The 23,150-nt window shown below is 64.1% G+C and carries 22 protein-coding genes; 6 read left to right on the top strand and 16 right to left on the bottom strand.

The genetic code is table 11. The features are described from left to right. Positions 1 to 209 precede the first annotated feature (209 nt). Entirely contained in the window at positions 210 to 1,310 is a 1,101-nt protein-coding gene (locus Q8K05_RS18125) for a substrate-binding domain-containing protein (RefSeq protein WP_305248023.1), read from the bottom strand. Positions 1,311 to 1,481: 171 nt separating this feature from the next. Between Q8K05_RS18125 and Q8K05_RS18120 the strand changes: the two genes are divergently transcribed. The 4 genes from Q8K05_RS18120 (at position 1,482) to Q8K05_RS18105 (ending at position 4,265) form a co-directional block, all read left to right on the top strand. Then, positions 1,482 to 2,246 carry an ABC transporter permease gene (locus Q8K05_RS18120; protein WP_305248021.1) on the top strand — a complete coding sequence of 255 codons (765 nt, stop codon included), beginning with the start codon at positions 1,482 to 1,484 and terminating at the stop codon, positions 2,244 to 2,246. Continuing rightward, entirely contained in the window at positions 2,243 to 2,932 is a 690-nt protein-coding gene (locus tag Q8K05_RS18115; RefSeq protein WP_305248019.1) for a phosphate ABC transporter ATP-binding protein, read from the top strand. Before Q8K05_RS18120 ends, Q8K05_RS18115 begins: the two co-directional genes overlap by 4 nt. Positions 2,933 to 2,982: 50 nt before the next feature. Further along, on the top strand, positions 2,983 to 3,765 hold the full coding sequence (locus tag Q8K05_RS18110; protein WP_370868913.1) for an extracellular solute-binding protein: 783 nt from the start codon (positions 2,983 to 2,985) through the stop codon (positions 3,763 to 3,765). 119 nt (positions 3,766 to 3,884) lie between these two features. Next, entirely contained in the window at positions 3,885 to 4,265 is a 381-nt protein-coding gene (locus Q8K05_RS18105; protein WP_305248015.1) for a rhodanese-like domain-containing protein, read from the top strand. A gap of 58 nt (positions 4,266 to 4,323) precedes the next feature. Here the strand turns inward: Q8K05_RS18105 and Q8K05_RS18100 are convergent, their stop codons facing one another. From Q8K05_RS18100 to Q8K05_RS18030, 15 genes are all read right to left on the bottom strand, one after another. After that, positions 4,324 to 5,043, bottom strand: a complete 720-nt coding sequence (locus tag Q8K05_RS18100) for an ABC transporter ATP-binding protein (protein WP_370868912.1) — start codon at positions 5,041 to 5,043, stop codon at positions 4,324 to 4,326. A gap of 14 nt (positions 5,044 to 5,057) precedes the next feature. Beyond that, positions 5,058 to 6,257: an ABC transporter permease gene (locus Q8K05_RS18095; protein WP_305248014.1), complete on the bottom strand. Its 1,200-nt coding sequence runs from the start codon at positions 6,255 to 6,257 to the stop codon at positions 5,058 to 5,060. Beyond that, the gene (locus tag Q8K05_RS18090) at positions 6,254 to 7,453 is read right to left on the bottom strand and encodes an efflux RND transporter periplasmic adaptor subunit (RefSeq protein ID WP_305248012.1); all 1,200 of its coding nucleotides are present in this window, start codon (positions 7,451 to 7,453) and stop codon (positions 6,254 to 6,256) included. Before Q8K05_RS18090 ends, Q8K05_RS18095 begins: the two co-directional genes overlap by 4 nt. 208 nt (positions 7,454 to 7,661) lie before the next feature. Further along, positions 7,662 to 7,832 carry an FAD-dependent monooxygenase gene (locus tag Q8K05_RS18085; protein WP_305248009.1) on the bottom strand — a complete coding sequence of 57 codons (171 nt, stop codon included), beginning with the start codon at positions 7,830 to 7,832 and terminating at the stop codon, positions 7,662 to 7,664. Positions 7,833 to 7,937: 105 nt separating this feature from the next. Then, entirely contained in the window at positions 7,938 to 8,351 is a 414-nt protein-coding gene (locus tag Q8K05_RS18080) for a hypothetical protein (protein ID WP_305248007.1), read from the bottom strand. Positions 8,352 to 8,550: 199 nt separating this feature from the next. Then, the gene (locus tag Q8K05_RS18075) at positions 8,551 to 9,705 is read right to left on the bottom strand and encodes a helix-turn-helix domain-containing protein (RefSeq protein WP_305248027.1); all 1,155 of its coding nucleotides are present in this window, start codon (positions 9,703 to 9,705) and stop codon (positions 8,551 to 8,553) included. A gap of 128 nt (positions 9,706 to 9,833) precedes the next feature. Continuing rightward, positions 9,834 to 10,220 carry a fluoride efflux transporter CrcB gene (crcB, locus tag Q8K05_RS18070; protein ID WP_305248006.1) on the bottom strand — a complete coding sequence of 129 codons (387 nt, stop codon included), beginning with the start codon at positions 10,218 to 10,220 and terminating at the stop codon, positions 9,834 to 9,836. Positions 10,221 to 10,224: 4 nt separating this feature from the next. Continuing rightward, positions 10,225 to 11,526, bottom strand: coding sequence for a TRAP transporter large permease (locus Q8K05_RS18065; protein ID WP_305248004.1), 1,302 nt, complete (start codon positions 11,524 to 11,526; stop codon positions 10,225 to 10,227). A 33-nt stretch (positions 11,527 to 11,559) separates the two neighbouring features. Continuing rightward, on the bottom strand, positions 11,560 to 12,069 hold the full coding sequence (locus Q8K05_RS18060; protein WP_305248002.1) for a TRAP transporter small permease: 510 nt from the start codon (positions 12,067 to 12,069) through the stop codon (positions 11,560 to 11,562). A 10-nt stretch (positions 12,070 to 12,079) separates the two neighbouring features. Beyond that, entirely contained in the window at positions 12,080 to 13,048 is a 969-nt protein-coding gene (locus tag Q8K05_RS18055) for a TRAP transporter substrate-binding protein (protein WP_305248000.1), read from the bottom strand. A 121-nt stretch (positions 13,049 to 13,169) separates the two neighbouring features. Continuing rightward, positions 13,170 to 14,945, bottom strand: coding sequence for a peptidase M14 (locus Q8K05_RS18050; protein ID WP_370868911.1), 1,776 nt, complete (start codon positions 14,943 to 14,945; stop codon positions 13,170 to 13,172). Beyond that, entirely contained in the window at positions 14,945 to 15,802 is an 858-nt protein-coding gene (locus Q8K05_RS18045) for an ABC transporter permease (protein ID WP_305247998.1), read from the bottom strand. The genes Q8K05_RS18050 and Q8K05_RS18045 overlap by 1 nt, the downstream gene beginning before the upstream one ends. 5 nt (positions 15,803 to 15,807) lie before the next feature. Next, on the bottom strand, positions 15,808 to 16,731 hold the full coding sequence (locus tag Q8K05_RS18040) for an ABC transporter permease (protein WP_305247996.1): 924 nt from the start codon (positions 16,729 to 16,731) through the stop codon (positions 15,808 to 15,810). 32 nt (positions 16,732 to 16,763) lie between these two features. Further along, positions 16,764 to 18,278 (bottom strand): ABC transporter substrate-binding protein, encoded by a 1,515-nt coding sequence (locus Q8K05_RS18035; RefSeq protein ID WP_305247994.1) that lies wholly within the window; start codon positions 18,276 to 18,278, stop codon positions 16,764 to 16,766. Between the two features lie 55 nt (positions 18,279 to 18,333). Next, positions 18,334 to 20,199: a dipeptide ABC transporter ATP-binding protein gene (locus Q8K05_RS18030; protein ID WP_305247992.1), complete on the bottom strand. Its 1,866-nt coding sequence runs from the start codon at positions 20,197 to 20,199 to the stop codon at positions 18,334 to 18,336. Between the two features lie 204 nt (positions 20,200 to 20,403). Here Q8K05_RS18030 and Q8K05_RS18025 point away from each other — a divergent pair, with 204 nt between their 5' ends. Both Q8K05_RS18025 and Q8K05_RS18020 read left to right on the top strand, forming a co-directional pair. Further along, a complete protein-coding gene (locus tag Q8K05_RS18025; RefSeq protein WP_305247990.1) occupies positions 20,404 to 20,952 on the top strand; it encodes a winged helix DNA-binding protein in 549 nt (182 codons plus the stop codon). A 24-nt stretch (positions 20,953 to 20,976) separates the two neighbouring features. After that, on the top strand, positions 20,977 to 23,150 hold a 2,174-nt coding region (locus Q8K05_RS18020), incomplete at its 3' end, for a hydantoinase/oxoprolinase family protein (protein WP_305247988.1).

Raw genomic sequence — 23,150 nt, 5'->3', positions numbered from 1 at the left:
CGCGGACCCCGCCTGAAGCGAGCACCGCAAGGTGCCCGTAGCGCAGCGAAGGGTCGCAGACAGTAGGGTCGCCTTTCTTTGCTTACTTTCTTTGGCGAAGCAAAGAAAGTGAGTCGCATGCCGGGCGACTCCCGGCCAGCCTAACCCCGCAACGCCAACCCGCTATCAAAAAATTAACCAACCCAAACCACATCAGAAAACCAGAAAAATCACGACTTCTGCGTGCGGTAGTTCCACCAAGGCAACGCCGCCCGCAGCGACAAAATCTTTCCGCTCTGCGCCAGTTTGACGCTGTAACCCGGCATGCTGCCCAGCGCGGTCTGCCAGTCGCGGCTTTGCAGTTCTTTGAGCAGGGCTTGCACTTGGGGCGTGGGCAGTTCGGACTTCAGGCACACCAGGTGGTAGCGCTCCTGCACCAGCGGCACAAAGCCCAGACCTTTTTCGTGCGCCGCCGCTTCAGTACCCAGACCCGCATCGGCTGCGTTGCTGGCCACGGCCTGGGCTACCGCTGTGTGGGAGGGCTCCTGGCTGGCGTAGCCCTGAATATCTTGCGGCTGCAGGCCGGCCTTGGCCAGCAGCTCGTCCAGCAGCACCCGCGTGCCTGCGCCTTCCGCGCGATTCACATAGCGAACACCGGGCCGCCTCAGGTCGGCCAGGCTGGCAAGGCCCAGCGGGTTGTTTTTGGCAACGATCAGGCCTTGGGTGCGGTGGGCAAAGCCAATTAATTTATGCAGGCCGGGCTTGAGCAGGCTGCGGTAGGTGCGCGCGGCCACCGACTGGCTGGCGGGCTGGTCCAGCGTGTGAAAGCCGGCCAGCGTGCAGCGCCCGGCGTTCAGGGCCGCAATCGCATCGACGCTGCCCATGAAGCGGATGTCCAGGTGCAGGCCGTGCGCGCCGGCCTGCTCGCGCAGCGCCGTCAGCGCGGCATCGTGGCTGGCGTACAACGTCAGCACATGGGTGTTTTCATCAAACGCGCTGGAAAATGCGCGTTCGATGTCGCCGCGCAAGGCTTCAATCTGCGGCGCCAGCCGGGCCTGGGCCTGGCGCTCGGCCCACAGCAGTTTCTCGCCAAACTCGGTCAGGCGCGCGCGCTGGCCCTTGTCCCAGACGATCAGCGGCCGCTCCAGCGTCTGCTCCCAGTCCTTGAGCGCGCCCCAGACATGCCGGTAGGACAGGTCCAGCGCCTTGGCGGCCTTGCCGATGGAACCCTGCTCACGCACGGCGTGCAGCAAGTCCATCAGCGGATTTCGGATCAGCGCGTCTTTGCCGCGCTCGGGGGTCAGCAGGTAGGAGAGTTGGACTTTGTGCATGGGTGCATGGGTGCATGGGGGCAGGGCGGTGCGCTGATTATGCGTGCATGGCCCGGTGACGCAAAGTGTCTCAAGTCCTTGATTTTCCTATGCAAATCGCTTCATAACGGTCAATACCGATGCGCCCGCAAGGCCTGCGGCAGTAGGATAAAGTCTCGCAAAACTTGCCGCATGAACACCTTTTCAGACAGCGCCGTCACGGCCTTTTCGCTCATCACCTCGCTCGACCCGCTGCTCGCCAGCATTGTGCTGCGGTCGCTGGCCGTCAGTGCGTTCGCCTGCCTGATTGCCTGCAGCGCCGGCCTGCTGCTGGGCGCCTGGCTGGGGGTGGCGCGCTTTCGGGGCCGCGCGGCGGTGCTGGCCCTGCTCAACACCGCGCTGGCCTTGCCCTCCGTGGTGGTTGGGCTGGTGGTGTATCTGCTGCTGTCGCGCAGCGGGCCGCTGGGTTTTCTGGGCTGGCTGTTTTCATTCAAGGCCATGGTGCTGGCCCAAAGCGTGCTGGTGCTGCCGGTGGTGATGGCGCTGGTACGCCAGACCATTGAAGATGCGGACCGCAGCCATGGCGAGCAGTTCCAGTCGCTGGGCGCGCGCCGCTTCATGCGCGGCCTGATCCTGCTGTGGGACGAGCGCTATACCTTGCTGACGGTGCTGATTGCCGCCTTTGGCCGCGCCATTTCAGAGGTTGGCGCGGTGATGGTGGTGGGCGGCAACATCGAGGGTTTCACGCGCGTGATGACCACGGCGATTGCGCTGGAAACCAGCAAGGGCGACTTGCCGCTGGCGCTGGCGCTCGGCATCTTGCTGCTGGGCGTGGTGCTGCTGCTCAACCTGCTGATTGCGCTGGTGCGGCGCTGGCGCAATCAGCTCGATGACCCCTTGCTGCAGATGGAGGTCGTGCTCGCCCCGGGCCGTGCCGCACAGGGGGCGCCGCCATGATACCGATTTTCAAGTTGCAGTCCGTCACTGTGCAGTTTGGCCGGCTCCAGGCCCTGACGGCCTGCACCTTCCAGGTACGCGCCGGTGAACGGCTGGCGCTGGTGGGCGCCAACGGCAGCGGAAAAAGCACGCTGCTGCGCACGCTGCAGGGCTTTGTTGAGCCCGTGGCGGGCAGCTTCAAGCGGCATGCGGATGTGCGCACGGCCATGCTGTTTCAGCGCCCCTACCTGCTGCGCGCCAGTGTGCGGAGCAACGTGGCCCTGGGCCTGTGGCTGAACGGCACGCCCTGGCGGGAGGCCCAGGCGCAGGCGCTGCAGGCGCTCGAGCGCGTCGGGCTGGCCGACCTGGCAGGGCGCAATGCCAAGGCGCTGTCAGGCGGGCAGCAGCAGCGCGTGGCGCTGGCGCGGGCCTGGGCGCTCAAACCGCAGGTCTTGCTGCTCGATGAGCCGACCTCCAGCCTGGACCCCACGGCCAAGCGCGAGGTGGAGCGCCTGATGGCCGAATTTTCCGATGCGGGCATGACGCTGATTTTCAGCAGCCACAACCTCGGCCAGGTCAAGCGCCTGGCCAGCCGCGTGATCTACCTGGAGCACGGCCACCTGCTGGCTGACTTGCCCACGGAGGCCTTTTTCAACGGGCCTTTGCCCCTGGCCGCTGAAACATTTTTAAAAGGAGAATTGGCATGAACGGTTTAAATAAAATGGCACAAGGATTTAAGCCTTTAAGGGCTCTAGCCATGGTATCCATTGCGCTATCCGCTACTATTTCCATAGCGCAAGCGCCCAGCATCGTGATGGCCTCCACCACGTCCACCGAGCAGTCGGGGCTGTTTGGCCATTTGCTGCCCGAATTCAAAAAGGCCTCGGGTATGGACGTGAAGGTGGTGGCGGTCGGCACCGGCCAGGCCATCGACATGGGCCGCCGGGGCGACGCCGATGTGCTGTTTGTGCACGACCAGGTAGCCGAGGAAAAAGTCGTGGCAGAAGGCTTTGCCCTCAAGCGCTTTGCGGTGATGTACAACGACTTCGTGCTGATCGGTCCGGCGGCTGACCCGGTGCAGGTCAAGGGTAAAGACATTGCAGCAGCGCTTAAAAAGATCAAGGCGGCCGATGCCGGTTTTATCTCGCGCGGCGACAAAAGCGGCACCCATGCGGCCGAACTGCGCTACTGGAAAACGGCGGGCGTGAGCACGCCGGAGTTCGCCGGCTACAAGGCCTGCGGCTGCGGCATGGGCCCCGCGCTCAACATGGCTGCCAGCACCGGCGCCTACGTGCTGACGGACCGCGGCACCTGGCTGAACTTCAAGAACCGCGCGGACCTCGCGGTGCTGGTGGAAGGCGACACACGCCTGTTCAACCAGTACGGCGTGATGGTGGTCAACCCGGCCAAACACCCGCAAACCAAGGCGCTTGAAGCGCAAAAGTTTGTCGACTGGATCATCTCGCCAGCGGGGCAGGGCGTGATTGCCGGCTACAAAATCAACGGCGAGCCGCTGTTTTTCCCGAACGCTGCGAAATAAGGATGGCTCAGTTCGCGGGCCAAAAAATGGTTCCGTTTCAATGGTAAATTGGCCTTTTTGTGAAACAGGCGCTGGCGCTACGTGACCGGCCTGTTTCCACTCAACCGATCAGGAACACCATGAAAACCGCCCACGACCTTGTTGCCGCCGCCAAAACCCGCGTTCAGGAAATTGCCATCGCCGACGCCGAGCAGGCCATCCGCGACGCCGACCTGTTGCTTGATGTACGCGAGGCCGACGAATACGCCGCTGGCCACCTGAGCGGCGCGGTGCATATTTCGCGCGGCATGCTGGAGTTCAAGTTCAGCGGCAACCCGGCCCTGCAGCCGCGCGACCTCAAGATCGTGCTGTACTGCAAGACCAGTGGCCGCGCCGCGCTGAGCGCCGTCGCCCTGCACGAGATGGGCTACCTGAACGTGCAGTCCCTGGCGGGCGGCTTTGATGCCTGGGCGGCGGCCGGCAAGCCGGTGGTCAAGCCGCAGCCGCCCTCGTTCGAGTAAGCCGCTTATGCCAAGGCGCTTGCGACGGGCGCGTAGAGACAAACATGGGGGCCATCTTCTACAAGCTTAGCCCCTGGCCCGCTTCCTCAACCGTCTGGCCGTCACGGATGTGATAAATCCGCTTGAACGTGGGAATGATTTTTTCGTCGTGGGTCACCACGATGATGGCGGTCTGGGCTTGCTGGGCCATCTGGTTCAGGATGCGCATGACGGCCAAAGCGCGCTCACTGTCCAGCGGCGCGGTGGGCTCGTCGGCCAGGATCACCGGCGGGCGGTTGGCCAGCGCGCGCGCAATCGACACGCGTTGCTGCTCGCCGCCCGACAGCTGCGACGGCTCGGCTTTGGCGCGGTGGGCCACGTCCAGCGCAGTCAGCCGTTCCAGCGCGCGGGCTCTCGCCTGGGCGTTGGGCACGCCCGCCAGCATGGGCAGCAGGGCGACGTTGTCGGTCACGTCCAGAAACGGAATCAGGTACGGCGCCTGGAATACAAAGCCGATGCGGTCGCGCCGCAGCGCACGCAGATCAGAGGTGGTCCAACCGTTGTCATAAATCAGCTCCTTGCCAAGCGTCATGCGGCCAGCCGTGGGCTCGATGATGGCGCCCAGGCATTTGAGCAGCGTGCTCTTGCCCGAGCCCGAGGGGCCGACCAGCCCCACGACTTCGCCGGGGCCTACCGTCATGTTGACGTTTTTAAGCGCTTCGACGGCGGTGTCGCCCCGGCCATAGACCTTGCGCAGGCCTTCAATAAGAATTCCGCCGGGCACTGGGGGTGGGGTCATGTTGTTCATTCCTGTCACCCGATGGCCGTTGCCGGATCGATCTGGAGCGCCGCGCGAATCGCCAGCGTGCTGGCCAGCGCGCAAATCAGCAGTGTGGCCACCAGGCCGGTGAGGGCGTCTTGCGTGAGCAGCAGCACATACTTGGGAAACACCGGCGCCCAGATCGTGGCCGCCACCTTGCCGACCACAAAACCAATCAGCCCGAGGCCCAGCGCCTGCTGCAGGATCATGCTGGCAATCGTACGGTTGCGCGTGCCAATCAGCTTGAGCACGGCTATTTCGCGGATCTTGCCCAGCGTCATGGTGTAGATGATGAAGGCCACGATGGCGGCGCTGACCACCGCCAGGATCGCCAGGAACATGCCGATCTGTTTGGCTGCGGTGGCAATCAGCTTGTCCACCAAAATGGCTTCCATGCCCGCACGCGTGAACACCTGCAGGTGCTTCCAGCGGCGAATCGGCTCGGCCATCTGCCCGGCCTCGAAGCCTGGCTGCAGCTGCACCAGTACGGCGTTGACGTTGCGGCTGCTGGTTTGCAGCGCCTGCACCGCGTCCAGCAGGCCGGGCACGCCGGGGCGGTTGAAGGCGGGGCTGGCGGCGGTGCGGGTGCGGTCATTTTGAATCGCGTCGTTGTCCTTTAAAAACTGCGCTTCCTGCGCGTCTTTCAGCGGGATGAACACCATAGGGTCGCCGCCCGAGGACACCATGCGCTGCGTCAGCCCGACCACGGTGTAGTCGTGGCGGCGGATGCGGATGCGCTCGCCCAGGGCGAAGCCGGCTTTGACGTCGGCCACCGCCTCGTAATGACTGCGCGTGAGCTGGCGGCCCGCCACGAGGTAGCCCGGTGAGCCGGGCTGATCGGGTTCTATGCCCACCACCATGGCCCGGATGTCATCACCGCCCTGGTCCCTGTTTTGCACCTGCATCGTGAAATAGGTCACGTTGGCCGCCTGCGCCACGCCCGGCATGCCGCGCAGGCTGTGCACCACGTCGTCTTTCAGGCTCGATGATTCGGCGTAGGGCCCCTGCGTGTCCTTTTGCACCACCCACAGGTCGGCCCGGCTGTTGGTGAGCAGCGCTTGCGCGTCATCGACCATGCCGCGGTACACCCCGGCCATGGTCAGCGTCACGCCAATCAGCAGGCCCAAACCCAGGCCGGTGAGTACAAATTTGCCCCAGCTGTGCGCGATGTCGCGCCCAGCCAGGCTGATCATTGGGCCGCTCCGGCTGGGGCTTTGACCAGTGCGTCCACCACCTGCACGCGGACGCCGGCGCTCAAGGCTTTCTGGCTATACACCACTACTTCGTCACCGGCATTTACGCCCGCCAGCACCTGTACCTGGCCGTCCAGGCTGTGGGTGCCCAGCTGCACGGGGGTAAATACCGGCTTGCCGCCCTCCAGCCGCCACACGCCGGCCTGGCCCTGCTGGCGCTGAATGCTGGCATTGGGAATCAGCAGCGACGTCGGGGTTTCGGGCAGTTGCAGCGTCACTTCAGCCAATTCACCGACCGAGGCGCCAGCGGCGGCGTCAAAGGCCACTTGCGCAATGCGCTCTTCGGTCACGCTGTCGGCCAGCAACTCGACCCGGGCGACGTGGCCGGCCACCGGGGTGCGCGGTTGCGAGCGCAGCACGATGCGCGCTTGCAAGCCCGGCGCGAGTCCTGCGGAGCGGCCCTGGTCCACCCGCAGCTTGACCCACAAACTGGCCGGGTCCATCAGGCGCAGCACCGGCTGGCCGGCCACCACCGTGCTGCCCGCTTCGGCGTCGCGGCTGGTGACCACAGCATCGGCCGGAGCCCGCAGGCGCACGTTGCCGCGCTGCTGCTGCAGGGCGGCGCGCTCAGCCCGCTGTCGGACCACGTCCTGGCCAGCGCCGCTCAGGTTGGCCTGCGCGGCCAGCAGCGCGGCATCGGCCGAGACTTTTTCCTGCAAGCGGGCTTCGAGCGCGCCCGCGCTGATGAAGTGTTGCGCGGCCAGCTCCTGGTTGCGGCTGGCGTTGAGGGCGGCCAGTGCGCGCCGCGCCGTGGTGTCGCTTACCTGGGCTTGCGCAGCAGCCTGGGTGCTGCCCGCGCGGGCCAGCGACGCATCAAGCGCGGCCAGGCGCTGGTCCAGATCCACCGGGTCCATTTCAGCCAGCAGTTGCCCGGCCTGGACCGTGTCGCCGACATCGACCTTCACGCTGAGAACGCGGCCCGCCACGGTGGGGCCAACCATCCAGCTGCGCCGCGCTTCCACGGTGCCGATGCCAAAGAGGGCAGGGCGCAGTCGCCCTTCCTGCACGGCCGTGACCGTAACGCGCGTGGGCGCCAGCGGGCCGGTGCGCAGCGCCACAAAGGCCAGGGCGCCCGCCAGTGCCAGCGCAAGGGCGCCCAAGGCTAGGCGGCGGGGCAAAAGGGGGGTGCGTTTCATGGGGTTTCCTTCAGGGTGAGTCCGCGCAGATAAATGTCGAATACGCCGGGCGCCTGGGCGGCCATGGCGCTCGCCTGGCCGCTGATCAGGGGCTGCACACCAGCCCCTGGACCGAGCCGACACACAGCACGGCGGCGGCCTGCAGGTCGGTGGCTGGCGCGAGCAGGCGCTGCGTTTGCGCGCGCTGCATCAGGCTGCGCACGCAGGCTCAGGCAAAGCGCTGCGCCATCAGGCGGCGCGTCATGTCGTGGCCAAAAGCCTCGGCATCCAGCGCCAGCTGCTGCTCTACCAGTGCCGTGCGCAGGCCGTGCCCCGACAGTGCGCGCGCCAGGCGCAGCCCGGCCGGGCCAGCGCCCGAGATGAGGATGTCAAAGTTCATGCCGGGCAGCGTAGCAGTGCAGGGCCCGTTGCGTGTTGATGGGGGTCAAGATAGCGGGCGAGCCCGCCGACTTTTGCCGCGCATGCGGCGCCTTGGTGCGCTGGATTACTCAGGGCGCTCTTTGGTTTCGGGCGACCCAGGCGCTGCAGACGCCCGAGCGATCGCGGCTTCTTCATCGGTTTCTGCGACCGCGCGTGGCCTGTCGCTGTGCGACACCCTGTAGCCGTCGGCCACGTAGCCCGGGCCTTTCATGACCATCACGATCACGCAGCCAATGCCCACCGTCAGCACCATGGCCCAGTGAAAAACGACCACGCCGACGACGACGTAGTCGGCCATTTGCAGCCAGCGGGCTTGCTGGGCGCTGGCCTGCGGATCGGCCAGCAGATGCACCAGGCCCAAACCCAGCAGCGGCAAGGCGCTGCCCACCAGCAAGATCACGGGGAGTTTTCGCCACAGCCTCCACTCCAGACCGGAGGCTTCGCGGCGTGTGGGTGAGAGTTTTTTCAGCCAGTTCATGGGTGCTTGCAAAAATGTGAATTGCCGGACGTAGGTAAAACCGCATTGTCCAGGCATCAGGCTGAGTGGTCTTGATGGCGCTCAAGGGGGTACCTGTGATCACTGCCCGCATCAAGCAGTCGCTGCCATCTGTGGTTGTACTTCTCAAAGCCCAAATAGCCAAGCAAGCCCGGCAGGCCATTACAAGGATTTACAGCTTTTAAGAACGGATTTTATGGCCTAGCTTGCGGTAGACGGTGGCCCGGCTGATGCCCAGCGCGCGCGCCGCCTGCACCACGTTGCCGCGCGCATCTTCCACCGCCTTGCGGATCAGCGCGGCTTCGACGTCCCTGAGCGGCCGGTGGTCGGTGGTGCGGCCTGCCGACCCTCGCGTGTCGGTGTCACCGGGCGCCAGCGGCAGCGCGAGCAGGCGCAGCCCGGACCACAGCGGCACTTCCAGTGGCAGCTGTCGGCCCAGGGCTTCGCGCCGGGCGGCGTCAAACAGCATTTCGAAAGGCATGGCAAACAGGTCGCTGCAATGCACCAACGAGGGCGCCGCCACGTTCAGGTGCGGCACCATTTGCCGCGCCGTGGGGTTGGCGCCCGTGACGCAGCCGTCGGCGTCTACGCAGACCAGACCATCCTCGTCGTTGCCCAGCGTGCGGCCCGGCCAGTTCAGCCGGATCAGCAGGCGGTAGGGGCGACTCAGGGTGAGTGCGTTTTCAATGCTGCGCGCCGACTGCGTGACCAGGTGCTTGAGTTCGGGCCGCTCCAGCGCGTCGATTCCGGTCAGGTCAAGCATGCCGGCACAGCGGCCGTCCGGGCCGAACAGCGGTGCGCCAGCGCAGCTGTAAACCGACGTGGCATTAAAAAAGTGCTCGCCGCGGTGCAGCCAGACCGGCTGCAGTTCGGTCAGCGCCACACCAATGGCCGTGGTGCCAACCTGCTGCTCTGACAGGTCAGTGCCCAGGCGCGTGATCAGGTCGGCGCGGCGGTCGTGGCGGTCTATCGGGCCGTCCACATCGACCACCACGCCGTGCCGGTTGGTGAGCAGGGCGAAATAGCGCGTGTCCGAAATGGCGCGGCCCAGTTTTTCCAGCACGGGCCGGGCCGCCTGCACCAGCTGACGGTTGTCGTCCAGCGTGCGCCGCAACGCGGGGGGCGGCAGTATGTCAAAAGCAGGCGTTTGCTCCGGCCTGTGGCCATGGGCCAGGCAGCGCCGCCAGGAGCGCTCCAGCCAGCCTTCAAGCGCCAGCACCGGGCCGCCCGGCGGCGGTTGTCCATACAAAACCGCCTGGCGCGCCTGGCCAATGCGGACCAGGCGATCCGGTTTGGCGGCTGCGGGGGCGGGATGGAAGGGGATCATGGAGGCCATCATGCATTGTGGCTATTTTGGCCGATTTGCGTGGCGTCCCGATTTTGCCTGACTGCCCCGGTGCGGCAAGGCGCTCACACAATGCCGGCAGCACTGAATTAGTGATGAAAAGTGCTACTAGCACAATATCAACGGGTGTAGTATGCTATAAAAAATATAGCGGTTTTTATGCCCGCCACGGTCAGCAGCAGCGAGCCCAGCACATGCAGCGCCGCCGTGCCCAGGGCCAAGCCATAGCGGGCCTGCATCAGCAAGCTCACGACTTCGCCTGAAAAGGAGGAAAACGTCGTGAGGCCGCCCAGAAAACCGGTCACCAGCAGCAGGCGCCAGACCGGATCGAGCTGGGGCATGGATTGGAAAATGGCGATGCAGATGCCGATCAGGTAGCCGCCCAGCAGGTTGGCGGCCAGCGTGCCCCAGGGAATCACGCCGCCGGGCGTGAGCCACAGGCCCAAGCCCCAGCGGGACAATGCGCCCACGCTGGCCCCCACACAGATCGCAAGAACGTGCAACATCGGCTCAGTTTGCCATTTTTTGCGGCAGCCAGGTGACGATGCCGGGGAAGACGTAAATCAGGGCTACCGCCGCGCACATCAGCAGGAACATCGGCATCGTGACCCTGGCAATCCAGGTGAGTTGGCGGCCGGTCATGCCTTGCAGCACAAACAAATTGAAACCCACCGGCGGTGTGATTTGCGCCATCTCAACCACCAGCACCACAAAGATGCCAAACCAGATCGGGTCAATGCCGGCCGCCTGCACCGTGGGCATCAGCACACCCATGGTCAGCACCACCATCGAGATGCCATCCAGAAAGCAGCCCAGCAGGATGAAGAAAACCGACAGCGTCACGATCAGCTGCGCCTTGCTCAGGCCCAGCGTGCCAATCCATTCGGCCAGGTGGCGCGGCAGGCCGATGTAGCCCATGGCCAGTGTGAGAAAGGCGGCGCCCGCCAGGATCAGCGCGATCATGCAATACAGCCGGGTCGCGCCCATCAGTGCGTCGCGAAAGCTGACCCAGTTCATCGAGCCTTGCAGCGTGGACAGCACCAGCGCGCCGAGTACGCCCAGGGCGGCGGCCTCGGTGGCCGTGGCCACGCCCGTGTAAATCGAGCCCAGCACCGCCGCGATCAGCGTGACCACCGGAATGAGGCTGCGCGAGGCGGACAGTTTCTCCCGGAGCGTGGTTTTGGCATCGGCGGCGGGTACTTGTTCGGGGTGGCGCAGCGCCCAGAACATGATGTAGCCCGAAAACAGCGCCGCCAGCAGCAGACCCGGAAAAACCCCGGCGATGAACAGCTTGGAGATTGACACCTCGGCGGCCACGCCGTAGACGATCATGATGATGGACGGCGGTATCAAGAGGCCCAGCGTGCTGGCGCCCGCCAGCGTGCCAATGACCATGTGCTCGGGGTAGCCGCGACGCGTCAGTTCGGGCAGCGTCATTTTGCCGATGGTGGCGCAGGTGGCGGCGCTCGAGCCTGACACGGCTGCAAAAATCGTGCAGCCGATCACGTTGGTGTGCAGCAGCCGCCCGGGCAGGGCCTGAACCCAGGGCGCCAGGCCCTTGAACATGTCCTGGCTCAGGCGGGTTCGAAACAAAATTTCGCCCATCCAGACAAACAGCGGCAGGGCGGTCAGGGTCCAGCTGCTGGACGATCCCCAGACCGTGACGGCCATGGCGTCGCCCGCCGCGCGTGAGGAAAACAGCGTGACCGCCATCCAGGCCACGCCGGTCAGCGTGAGGCCGACCCAGACGCCGCTGCCCAAAATCAGCAGCAGGGCCGCCAGCAGGGCGGCGGTAATTGCAAGGTCGTTCATGAGAGGCCGCTTGAGGTGTGGAGGTGGATCGGTTTATTCGTTGCGTAGCGCTTCATCGCTGCTTTGGGCGATGCGCTTGCCCCTGATTTCAAGCACCAGTTCATCCAGAAAGGCGATCGCCAGGATCACCGTGCCCAGCGCCATGGCAATCTGCGGAATCCACAGCGGCGTGGCGTCACTGGCGGTGGATATGTCGTGAAACAGGCGCGACTGCCAGGCCAGGCGGCAGCAGTAATACGCGAACAGGGCCGAAAGCACCGTGGCAAAGCCCAGCGCCCACAGCTCCAGTCCCTTTTTCCAGCGCCCGGTCAGCGCCGCCAGAATCAAAGTCACGCGGATGTGCTCGCCGCGCTTGAGGGTGTGCGCCAGCGCCAGAAAGCCGCTGGCCGCCATCAGGTAACCGGCGTAGGCGTCGGTGCCAGGCACATGAAAATGGAGCTGCCGGCTCACGATGGACAGCAGCACCATGACCAGCAAGCCGACCAGAAACAGCGCCGCCAGGGCGGCAGCGCTGTTGTACAAGGCATCAAGCGCTTTTCGCATCACCCGGGCTTCAGGACTTGTTGAACGCGTCGATCAGCGCCTTGCCTTCGGGGCCGGCTTTTTCAATCCATTCCTTGAGCATCACGTCGCCGACCTTCTTCATGTCGGCCTTGAGCTGGGCCGATGGCGCCACGATGCTCATGCCGTTGGCCTTGAGCTTTTCAAGCGACTCGGTGTTGGTCTTTTTGGAAGCGGCCAGGCCTCGCACTTCGGCGTCTGCGGCGGCCTTGAGCACCGCCTGCTTGGTCGGTGCATCAAGCGCATCAAACGCTGCCTTGTTGACGATGACGGCATTCTTGGGTAGCCAAGCCTGGGTGTCATACCAGTACTTGATGTGCTCGTAGGTCTTGGTATCGACCCCGGTCGAGCCTGACGACATGTAGGACTCGATCACGCCGGTGGCCATGGCCTGGGAAAGTTCGGCCGCCTGCACGGTGACGGGCTGCGCGCCCACCAGTTCCGCAATGCGCGCGGTGGACGGGCTGTAGGCACGCCATTTCACGCCCTTCAGGTCAGCGCCCGCGTTGATCGGTTTCTTGGCATAAATGCCTTGTGGCGGCCAGGGCACCGAATACAGCAGCGCCATGCCCTGCTCGGCAAATTTTTTCTCGAGGAAGGGTTTTTGCGCCTTGTAGAGCTTCATCGACTGGTCGTAGCTGTCGGCCAGGAAGGGCAGGCCGTCGACACCAAAAAGCTGCCACTCGTTCTGGAAGTTGGCCAGCAGGATTTCACCCGCTTGGGCTTGGCCGCCCTGCACCGCGCGCTTGATTTCGGGCGCCTTGAACAGCGCGCCGTTGGCGTGCACCGTGATCTTGAGTTTGCCGCCGGTGGCTTTGTCGACGTCGCTGGCAAATTCGGTGAGGTTCACCGTGTGGAAGTTTGCGGCGCCGTAACCGGCGGGCAGGTCCCATTTGGTTTGGGCAAAAGCCGATGCGCCCACGGTCAGTGCGGCGGCGGTCAGGACAAGTTTCAGTTTCATGGTGACTCCAGGTAATAGGTCAGAAAACATTAACAGCAGGGAGATCATGGTAGACGCAAATCCGGCGCCAGCCTGACCATGCATACCCTCCAAAGGCATGCTGTGGTTCAGGAAATTCAGTTTATTGCGGGTCGGCTCCCGACAGTCTTTGCCAGGCACTTACAGCGGCCAGCACGGTTGCCATCTGTACCGTATGGGCGAAGCGAAACCGCTCGTCAGCCACGGTCTCATCCGGAAACTCGGTGATCAGCGTCACGGGCGCGCCAGGGCGAGTGGATTCCGATTGGGTGCAGGCCGTGCCGTTGATCACCTCGAAGGGCAACTCGCCTGCGTGGCGTTCGTAGAGCGCCATCTGGCGGGTGTTGTACGCGGGCAGGCCGTCGACCTTAAGCAGTGCCGCACTGACCTGCTCCAGCAGGGCGCGGCCTTGCGCCTGCCAGCCCGGGTGATGGCGCAGGATCAGGAAAAATCCTTTCGGGATCGTCCACAGCTCAAAACCGCGCGGCACATAGCCGCAGAGCGGCCGGGTCCATTCATGGGCCGGGTAACCGTGCAGGTTGATGTGCAGCTGGGCGCCCGACAGCGCCAGCGCCTGCTCGCGCGCCTCGCGCTCATACAGCGGCGCCTGCTCGCGGTATTCAATGTCATCGCCGAGCGCGCTGTAGCGGGCGGCGTGGTGCATGTGGCGCGGGTGCTGTACGCACAGCTCGCGGTGCAGGGCATAACCATCGGGATTTTCGAGCGCGATCAACGCAAAGTGGGCGTTGCCGCTGGCCTTGAGCTGTTGCGCTGCACGCAGTGCGCCCACCACGCCCGAGGTTTCGTTGGCATGCTGGCCGCCGCTGATGAGGACGGCTGCGCCCGGTCCGGCGTGGTACAGGCCTTCCACCGCCCGGCCCTGGCGCGACAGCGCGCCAAAGCGCTGGCCGCCCAGTCCATGCATCTCTGCGGCAATGCGCTCGGGGTGCGGTGCAGCACCGAGCAGGTCAAACGCTTGCTCTGGCGCCGGACTTGCGCACGCGCGTAGGTCCTGCGCCTGCACGTCAAAGCGGCTCAGCGCCATGCGCAGGCGCGGCGCCGTGTTACTGGCGCGCACGTCCGGCACGATCTGGCCCGGTTGCAGGCGTCTATCGCTAGTGGCTTGTCCTGACCGGCGCTGGAAGATTTCCAGCAGGGAAAAATAAATGTCTTCGTGCAGCGCTTCATGGGTGCTGATGCATTCGTGGTCGACAGGCAAGGCCTGCTCAAAGCCGGGCAGGTCGACGCGAATGTCAAGCCGCTCGAAGTAAGGCTCCTGTGCCGGCCAGGGCTGCTGCTGGACGGTTTGAATAATCTGCTCGAAAACCTGTTCGTAATCGGTTTTCTGGGCTGCGCCCATCTGGACCATCGGGCCGGATTCTGTCCGGGTTCTGAGCCAGCCGGTGGGCGAAAGCAGGGTGGCATCCAGGTGATCAACGTGGATGCGGTTGGGGGCAAATATGCTGGCCTGCAGCTGCTGGCCGTCTTTGCGCGTGAGCGCCAGCTGGTAGTTCAGATCGTCGGTGCCGGGTTCAAACGCGAGCTTGCAGTCAGGCAGCAGCGCTGCCAGCGGGTAGGCTTCCAGCAGAAAACGGCGTGGCGATGCGTTCGGATGCACCGGATACGTGACGGTGACTGCGGCCAGCGTGCTGCAATCGACTTCTTCCAGAAAGTAGTGCAACAGCGGCTTGTAGGCACTGCGCAGCGTCGCCTCGACGCCTGCAGCCCTCAGGCGCCGCTCGGCAGCGCGGCGCGCGGCCACGCCTTCGAACAGCCAGCCCTCCACCTGGGCGCCGCGCCATTCGGCTTGTTCGAACTGGCTGGCCCAGCTGTCCAGCGTGCGCGGCAGGGTCAAATTTAGGAGCAGCATGTCAGTCATCAAAGTTTTCCGGTGGGGTCGATCCGGTCGCGCAGCCAGTCACCCAGCAGGTTCAGGCCCAGCACCGTGAGCATGATGGCCACGCCCGGAAAGACGCTGACCCACCAGGCGGTCTGCATGTAGGTTCGGCCATCGGCCAGCATGCCGCCCCAGCTGGGGATCAGCGGGTCGACACCCAGACCGAGAAAGGTCAGGCTGCTCTCTAACAGGATGTTGTTGGCCACGTTCAGCGTCATCAAAATGATGACCGGCCCGATGATGTTGGGCAGGATGTGGTGATGGATCATGGCGAAATCCCGCACGCCAAAGGCCCGCGCGGCCTGGACGAACTCGCGCTCGCGCACGGACAGCACCATGCCGCGCACTAGCCGTGCGTACTGCACCCACTGCGAGACGATCATGAACAGGATGATGTTGCCCAAGCCCCCACCGAGGATGGAGATGAAGGTGAGCGCCACCAGAATAAAGGGCAGCGCCAGCTGCACATCCACGCAGCGCATCAGCAGCATGTCCCAAAAGCCCCGGTAATACCCGGCGATCAGACCGACGGTGATGCCCAGCACCGAGGCACCCAGCACCGATAGAAAGCCGACCATCAGGGAAATTCGGCCGCCCACCAGCACCCGCGCCAGCACGTCGCGCCCCAGGGGGTCTGTGCCTAGCGGATGCGCCCACGCGGTAAAGGGCTGCGTGAGGCGTGCCGCCAGGTCCATCAGCGAGCCCCGGTCCGGAAAAATCCAGACCGACAGCAGGACCAGCGTCAGCATGGCACCGGTCAGCAGGGCGCCGAGGATGAATTCGAGCGAGCGCCACTGCATGGCGCGGGCGGGAGCGGTGGCGGGAATAGCTGTTTGCATGGAGTTCATTTGTTGCGAATGCGGGGATCGACCAGCCCGTAAGCAATGTCAACCAGCAGGTTGACCGCCACAATAATCACGGCCAGCACGGTGACGGTGCCCTGCAGAACCGGGTAGTCCCGGTTGGCAATGGCATCAAAGGCCAGCGTTCCCAGCCCGGGCCAGTTGAAGACTTTTTCCACCACGACCAGGCCGCCAATCAGGTTGCCGAACTGCAGGCCGATGTAGGTGATCAGGGGAATGGCGCAATTGCGCAGTGCGTGCTTGTAGAGCACCACGCGCTCCTTGAGCCCCTTGCTGCGCGCCACCATGATGTATTGGGCCGACAGCGTCTCCAGCATGGCGGTGCGCACCAGCCGCACGTTGGTGGCCGACAGAATGATCGCCATGGTCAGCGCCGGCAAGACCAGGCTGATGGCGCCATCCCAGCCCGAGGGCGGCAACAGGGGAAAGGTGATGGACAGCAGCAGCACCAGCATGATGGCGAGCCAGAAGTTGGGAAACGACAGCCCCACCAGCGAGATGATGCGGATGAACTGGTCAACGCCCTTGCCTTTGTTCACGGCGGCCTTGATGCCCAGCGGCACCGACACCACAATGGACAGCAGCAGCGAGACAAATGCCAGCGCCAGCGTGGCGGGCAGGGCATCACCCATCAGCCGCGCCACCGGCGTTCCCCCCATGAAGCTCAGACCAAAGTCGCCCTGTATCGCACCGCCCAGGAAGTCGCCGTATTGCACCAGAAAAGGCCGGTCCAGGCCCAGGCCCTTGCGGATATTCTGGAGATCTTCTTCCGTCACGCTGCCAGCTCCCTGGCTCAGCATGAGCGCCGGGTCACCCGACAGGCGCACGGCATAAGAAACAAACAGGGTCACCACCAGCACGACGAAAATCGCCTGCAGCAGTCGCTTGATAAGAAATCCACTCATGGTGTTGGTAACCTGTCAGATCAAAGGACGCGTCAGTCGACGGTTGCATCCACAAAGCGGAAACGGCCGTCGGCGGGCAGCGCCAGGTTTTTGGCGCGCTTGTTCAGCCCGTAGGTGGTGTTCAGGCTGTAGAGCGGCATTTCCAGCGCCTGGTCGGCCACGTAGCGGCTGATCTCCTGCAGCGTTGCCTTGCGTGCAACCTGGTCCCAGGTGTTGCGCTGGGTGTGCAGCAGGGCATTGAGCTTGGCATCGTCGTCAAACGGATTCCAGCGCTGCTTGGTGTAGTACATGGCGTAGGCCGTGTTGTCGTAGTCAAAGGTCCAGCCGCCCCACTGGTTTTGCCACATCTCGCCGGTTTTTCCGTTCGGGATGATGTCGTTGAGCAGCACATTGGTTTCATACGGCTTCAGCGACACCGTGATGCCGACCGCCTGCAGGTAACCGGCCACGGCTTGCGCCACTTCACGGAAGTTGCTGTCGGGGCCGCGGAAGTCGAGCTGGATCTGCGTGCCTGGCTTGACGCCGGCTTTTTGCAGCATGGTTTTGGCCAGCGTGGGGTTAAACGGCAGGGGCTTGAGGGCCGGGTCGTTGCCAAACGACAGCACGCCCTGGAAGCTGGCGATAGGCTTGGCATGGCCCAGCAGGATGACCTTGATGATGGCGTCGCGGTCCACTGCCATGGTGAGCGCCTTGCGCACCTCGCGGTCCTTCATGATGCCGCGCTGCGTGTTGTAGCGCAACGCCAGCGCAACCGGGCCATCCATGCTGGAGACGGTGAGCTTGGGGTCTTTTTTGAGCGTTTCGATCATCGCCAGCGGGATCTGGTTGGCCACGTCAAGCCGGCCCGACTGCAGTTCGGCCGCCTGGGTGGCGGGCTCGCTGATGAAACGGTAAACCAACTGGTCCAGCTTGGGCGCGCCAGCCCAGTAGCTGGCGTTGCGCTCGAACGAAAGGCTGATCTTGGGTTTGTAGTCGTTGAATTTGAAGGGGCCGGTGCCGACCGGGTTCATGCCGAAGAACTGGCTGCCTTTTTCCTTGATGTACTTGGGCGGAACAATCATCGCGCCGTAGCCGGACAGCTTGGTCAGCAGGACAGGATCGGGGCTTTTGAGCACGAAGTCGACCGTTGTGGCGTTGACGATGACGACTTTTTCAATCGCGTTGTAGTTGGACTGCTGAGGCCCTTTCTTGCCCTCTTCGCCGAGCAGGCGGTCAAAGGTGAATTTGACGGCTTCGGCGTCGAAAGGCTCGCCGTTGTGGAACTTCACGTTCTGGCGCAAGGTAAAGCGCAGCTTGGTGTTCTTGTCCAGAAACTCCCATTTGGTGGCCAGGCCGGGCACCAGCTTCATGTCCGGCGTGCGCATGATCAGGCCGTCAAAAACCTGGCTGCCCACGGCGCCCCAGGACACCAGGAAGGTGGCAATCGGGTCCCAGTTGCCAGGGTCCTGGTGCAGGGCCACGGTCAGTGTTCCCGCAGCATGTGTGACCGGAGTCACCAGGCATGTCAGCACCAGACTGGTGGTGGCTAAAAAGGTTTTCAGCTTCATGGTTTTTTCCTGAGTAAGTGAGAGAAATGGAAAGGGATAAGAGTTGCTCGGAGCTTTAAGCCATGGCGGCGGGCTGCGCCACGCGGTGGCCCGGGCTGACGTCGATGAGCTGGAGGATGTCCGGCTCATGACCGACTTTGCGCACGGGGCTGGGGATTTCGCCCTGGATCAGGCGGGCGTCGATTTGCCGGCCCGGCTCGGCGACCGGCACGGCCGCCAGCAGCTTGCGCGTGTAGGCATGCTGGGGGTTTTCAAAAATGTCCTGGCGGTGACCGATTTCCACGATCTGCCCCAGGTACATGACGGCCACCCGGTGGCTTATTTTTTCGACCACTGCCATGTCGTGTGTGATGAACAGGTAGGACAAGCCGCGCTCGGCCTGCAAGGCCATCAGTAGGTCAATGATCTGCGCCTGGATCGACACGTCGAGCGCAGAAACGGATTCATCCGCGATCACCAGTTTCGGGTTGCAGGCCAGCGCGCGGGCAATGCAGATGCGCTGTCTTTGTCCGCCCGAAAATTCGTGCGGATAGCGGCTGGCGTGCTCGGGCTTGAGGCCGACGCATTCCAGCAACTCGGCCAGGCGCCGCTGCACCGTTTTGGGTTCGCTCAGCAAACGGTGGGTAAAAATCGGCTCGGCAATGCTGAAGCCGACCGTCTTGCGCGGATCGAGCGACGCATACGGGTCCTGGAAGATGTACTGGATGTCTTGTCGCAGTTGCCGCTTGCCGGCAGTGCCGAGCGTGGCGATGTCCTGGCCATTGAAACGGATCGCGCCGCTGGTCGATTCAACCAACTGCTGCAGTGTCTTGCCGATGGTCGACTTGCCGCTGCCGGACTCGCCAACCAGGGCCAGTGTTTCACCCGGGTAAATGTCAAAGCTGACTTCTTCAACGGCATGCACCCGGTGCGTGACACGCCCCAGAAGGCTGTGCGCCACATCAAAACGGGTGCTGAGCTTTTCAACCGAGAGCAAGGGCGCGCGGTGGTCTACCGTGTCCTGAACCTGCTCGGTGCCGGTTTCACGCAGTTCGTCGCCTTCGAGCACGATCAGCGGCATGCGTTTGGGCAAGGCCTGGCCGCGCATGCTGCCCAGCCGGGGAACGGCGGCCAGCAGGGCGCGGGTGTAGGGGTGCTGCGGCGCATTGAAAATCTGGTCGACCGTGCCGTGCTCGACCTGGCGGCCGCGCCACATCACGACCACGTCGTCGGCCATCTGCGCCACCACGCCCATGTCGTGGGTGATGAACATCACGGCGGTGTTCAGGTCGCGCTGCAGCTCGCGGATGATGTTCAGGATCTGCGCCTGGATCGTGACATCGAGCGCCGTGGTGGGTTCGTCGGCAATCAGCAGCGCGGGCTGGCAGGCCAGCGCCATGGCAATCATGGCGCGCTGGCGCATGCCGCCTGATAGCGCATGGGGGTAGGTGTCGAGCAGCCGTTCGGCATCGGGCAGGCGCACCTTGTCGAGCAGCGCACGGGCCTGCTCGCGCGCCCGGAGCGGGCTCAGGCCCTGGTGCAGGATCAGTGTTTCGGCGATCTGGTTGCCGATCGTGAACACCGGGTTTAGCGACGTCATGGGCTCCTGGAAGATCATGGCAATTTCATTGCCGCGAATGGCGCGCAGCGTGTCGTCGCTGGCTTGCGTCAGGTCCAGCATGCCGCTGCCCGGCGACTGGAACAGGACCTGGCCGGCCACAATTTTTCCGCCCGAGTAATCGGTCAGCCGCATGATGGCCTGCGAGGTCACGGACTTACCCGAACCGGACTCGCCGACGATTGCCAGCGTGCGCCCGGCCGTGACATCGAAGCTCAGTCCGTCTACCGCGCGAAAGCGTCCGCCTGGCACCTCGAACTCAACGGCGAGAGAGCGAACGGAAAGCAGCGGGGGGATGGGGGTGGACGGATCGTTCTGGCTCATGGGGCGGTGGGTAAAGACATGGCGAGGGTCGTGGGGCGATATCGGAAAACGTCGGTAAAGGTGCAAAGTCGACAGGCAAATGTAAATCGCATTCAGGCCGTCTTGCTCGGTGTTTTCCCTAAACGTCAACAAATTGTTGATGAATTGAGGTTTAACTACCTACAATTTGTTCACGCAATAAAGATGCCAACCCGGAGCTTGTTAATGGTCAAAAAATCCGTCGCCCCTGTGCCTGCTGATGTTCCGCCTGCCGCGCCGTCCATCGTCTCGTCTGCCCACCTGGTGTCACCCCGAAGCGCGGAGATGAGCGAGTTCGAGTTTGGCCTGATCGTGGCGGGCAATGCGTTTCACCGCTGGGTGGCGCACTGCATGAGTGCAGCGGGCCTGAAGGACCTGACGCCGCTCGATGTGCTGGTGCTGCACCATGTCACGCACCGCGCCCGCAACAAGCGGCTGGCCGACATCTGCTTCATCATGAATGTGGAAGACACCCACCTGATCAACTACTCGCTCAAGAAGCTGCAGAACCTGGGCGTGGTGGTGTCGAGCAAAAGCGGCAAGGACGTGACCTACGCGTGCACCGACATGGGGCTGGACTACGTGAACCGCTACCGCGAGATCCGCGAGTCGTGCCTGATCAACGCCCTCAATGCCGACGACGGGCTGAACCGGGACATTGGGGAGCTGGCGCGTTTGCTGCGCTTGCTCTCGGGTATTTACGACCAGGCCGCACGTTCGGCGGCCAGCCTCTAATCCTCTTTACCCTCTAGGCACATCATGGAAAAAAATGGCACGAAACGCTGGCAGTTCTGGATAGACCGGGGCGGGACATTCACCGACGTGGTGGGCAAGCGGCCCGATGGCGCGCTGGTCACGCACAAGCTGCTGAGCGAAAACCCCGAGCAATACCGCGATGCGGCGGTGGCCGGCATTCGCCACCTGCTGGGTCTCAAGGCCGGCGAGCCGGTCAGTGCCGACGTGGTGGATTGCGTGAAGATGGGCACTACCGTGGCCACCAATGCGCTGCTCGAACGCAAGGGTGAACCCACGCTGCTGGTCACCACGCGCGGCTTTCGGGATGCGCTGCGCATTGCCTATCAGAACCGGCCGCGCCTTTTTGACCGCAATATCGTGCTGCCCGAACTGCTCTACAGCGCCGTGGTGGAAGCCGGTGAACGCGTCGGCGCAAAAGGCGAGCTGCTTCAGCCGCTGGACGAGGCGCTCTTGAAACAGGAGCTGCTCGCGCAATACCAGAATGGGCTGCGAAGCGTTGCGATTGTGTTCATGCACGGCTACCGCTTCACCGGCCATGAAAAGGCGGCCAAGCGCATTGCACTGGAAGTGGGCTTCACGCAGATCAGCACCTCGCATGAAACCAGCCCGATGATGAAGTTCGTCAGCCGGGGCGACACCACCGTGGTCGATGCCTATTTGTCGCCCATCCTGCGCCGCTATGTGGAACAGGTCGCCGGCGAGATGCCGGGCGTGAAACTGTTTTTCATGCAGTCGTCGGGTGGCCTGACCGATGCCCACGTGTTCCAGGGCAAGGACGCGATCCTGAGCGGTCCCGCCGGCGGCATCGTGGGCATGGCGCGCACGGCGGCCATTGCGGGCATCGAAAAGGTGATTGGTTTTGACATGGGCGGCACGTCCACCGATGTGTCGCATTACGCCGGCGAGTTCGAACGCGAGTTTGAAACCCAGGTGGCCGGCGTGCGCATGCGGGCGCCGATGATGAGCATTCACACCGTCGCGGCCGGTGGTGGCTCGGTGCTGGCATTTGACGGCGCACGTTTCCGGGTCGGGCCCGAAAGCGCTGGCGCCAACCCCGGCCCGGCAAGCTACCGGCGCGGCGGGCCGCTGGCCGTGACCGATGCGAACGTGATGGTCGGCAAGGTCCAGCCGCGCTACTTCCCCAAGGTGTTTGGCCCGCATGCCGACGAGCCGCTGAGTGCCGAGGCGGTGCAGTCAAAGTTCAACGAACTGGCCGTGCAGACCGGCCGCAGCGCCGAGGAAGTGGCCGAAGGCTTCATCGACATTGCCGTGCAGCAGATGGCCAATGCGATCAAGAAGATTTCGGTCGCGCGCGGCTATGACGTGACGCGCTACACGCTGCAGTGTTTTGGCGGCGCGGGCGGCCAGCATGCCTGCCTGGTGGCCGATGCGCTGGGCATGACGCGGGTGTTCGTGCATCCGCTGGCCGGTGTGCTGAGCGCCTACGGCATGGGCCTGGCCGACCAGAACGTGATTCGCGAGCAGGCCGTGGAGCGCAAGCTTTCAGAAGCGGCGCTGCCGGAAATTGCCGACACGCTCAATAGCCTGACCGCCACCGCAGAAGCCGAACTGCAACGCCAGCAGGTCAGCACGGGCGCCATCACCACCCATCAACGTGTGCATGTGCGCTACGAGGGCAGTGACTCCGCACTGATCGTGCCTTTTCCGACTCCCTCCCCCGCTGGGGGAGGGCCGGGGTGGGGGCCAGCGGTCGCCGCGATGACCGCCAGCTTCGAAACCGCCTACCGTCAGCGTTTCGCCTTCCTGATGCAGGGCAGGGGCCTGGTGGTGGAAGCCGTGTCGGTCGAGGCCGTGGTGGCGGGCGATGCGCCGGCTGAACCGCGCCACGCCCTGCACGCGCCGCGCGAAGTGCCGCGCCGGGAAACGGTTCGCATGTATTCCGGCGGGCAGTGGATTGACGCGGCCCTGGTGGTGCGCGAGGACCTGCAGCCCGGCGACATCATCCTGGGGCCGGCCATCATTGCCGAGAAAAATGCGACCACGGTGGTTGAGTCCGGCTGGGAGGCGGCCCTGACGGCTTTGGATCACCTGGTCCTTGACCGGCGGGCCGAGCGCGCCATCAAATTTGCAGCGGGCACGACGGTGGACCCGGTGCTGCTGGAGGTGTTCAACAACCTCTTCATGAACATTGCCGAGCAGATGGGCCTACAGCTGCA

It is taken from the genome of Polaromonas sp., from assembly GCF_030682935.1.
Lineage (GTDB): Bacteria > Pseudomonadota > Gammaproteobacteria > Burkholderiales > Burkholderiaceae_C > Polaromonas.
The sequence above is the reverse complement of the archived record's forward strand: the minus strand, read 5'-3'. Positions and strand labels throughout refer to the sequence as shown.

Bases quoted from the DNA above. Each gene is read 5' to 3' on its own strand.
- Q8K05_RS18125 (WP_305248023.1), bottom strand. From the start codon at position 1,310: ATGCACAAAGTCCAACTCTCCTACCTGCTGACCCCCGAGCGCGGCAAA.
- Q8K05_RS18120 (WP_305248021.1), top strand. From the start codon at position 1,482: ATGAACACCTTTTCAGACAGCGCCGTCACGGCCTTTTCGCTCATCACC.
- Q8K05_RS18115 (WP_305248019.1), top strand. From the start codon at position 2,243: ATGATACCGATTTTCAAGTTGCAGTCCGTCACTGTGCAGTTTGGCCGG.
- Q8K05_RS18110 (WP_370868913.1), top strand. From the start codon at position 2,983: ATGGTATCCATTGCGCTATCCGCTACTATTTCCATAGCGCAAGCGCCC.
- Q8K05_RS18105 (WP_305248015.1), top strand. From the start codon at position 3,885: ATGAAAACCGCCCACGACCTTGTTGCCGCCGCCAAAACCCGCGTTCAG.
- Q8K05_RS18100 (WP_370868912.1), bottom strand. From the start codon at position 5,043: ATGACCCCACCCCCAGTGCCCGGCGGAATTCTTATTGAAGGCCTGCGC.
- Q8K05_RS18095 (WP_305248014.1), bottom strand. From the start codon at position 6,257: ATGATCAGCCTGGCTGGGCGCGACATCGCGCACAGCTGGGGCAAATTT.
- Q8K05_RS18090 (WP_305248012.1), bottom strand. From the start codon at position 7,453: ATGAAACGCACCCCCCTTTTGCCCCGCCGCCTAGCCTTGGGCGCCCTT.
- Q8K05_RS18085 (WP_305248009.1), bottom strand. From the start codon at position 7,832: ATGAACTTTGACATCCTCATCTCGGGCGCTGGCCCGGCCGGGCTGCGC.
- Q8K05_RS18080 (WP_305248007.1), bottom strand. From the start codon at position 8,351: ATGAACTGGCTGAAAAAACTCTCACCCACACGCCGCGAAGCCTCCGGT.
- Q8K05_RS18075 (WP_305248027.1), bottom strand. From the start codon at position 9,705: ATGGCCTCCATGATCCCCTTCCATCCCGCCCCCGCAGCCGCCAAACCG.
- crcB (WP_305248006.1), bottom strand. From the start codon at position 10,220: ATGTTGCACGTTCTTGCGATCTGTGTGGGGGCCAGCGTGGGCGCATTG.
- Q8K05_RS18065 (WP_305248004.1), bottom strand. From the start codon at position 11,526: ATGAACGACCTTGCAATTACCGCCGCCCTGCTGGCGGCCCTGCTGCTG.
- Q8K05_RS18060 (WP_305248002.1), bottom strand. From the start codon at position 12,069: ATGCGAAAAGCGCTTGATGCCTTGTACAACAGCGCTGCCGCCCTGGCG.
- Q8K05_RS18055 (WP_305248000.1), bottom strand. From the start codon at position 13,048: ATGAAACTGAAACTTGTCCTGACCGCCGCCGCACTGACCGTGGGCGCA.
- Q8K05_RS18050 (WP_370868911.1), bottom strand. From the start codon at position 14,945: ATGACTGACATGCTGCTCCTAAATTTGACCCTGCCGCGCACGCTGGAC.
- Q8K05_RS18045 (WP_305247998.1), bottom strand. From the start codon at position 15,802: ATGCAAACAGCTATTCCCGCCACCGCTCCCGCCCGCGCCATGCAGTGG.
- Q8K05_RS18040 (WP_305247996.1), bottom strand. From the start codon at position 16,731: ATGAGTGGATTTCTTATCAAGCGACTGCTGCAGGCGATTTTCGTCGTG.
- Q8K05_RS18035 (WP_305247994.1), bottom strand. From the start codon at position 18,278: ATGAAGCTGAAAACCTTTTTAGCCACCACCAGTCTGGTGCTGACATGC.
- Q8K05_RS18030 (WP_305247992.1), bottom strand. From the start codon at position 20,199: ATGAGCCAGAACGATCCGTCCACCCCCATCCCCCCGCTGCTTTCCGTT.
- Q8K05_RS18025 (WP_305247990.1), top strand. From the start codon at position 20,404: ATGGTCAAAAAATCCGTCGCCCCTGTGCCTGCTGATGTTCCGCCTGCC.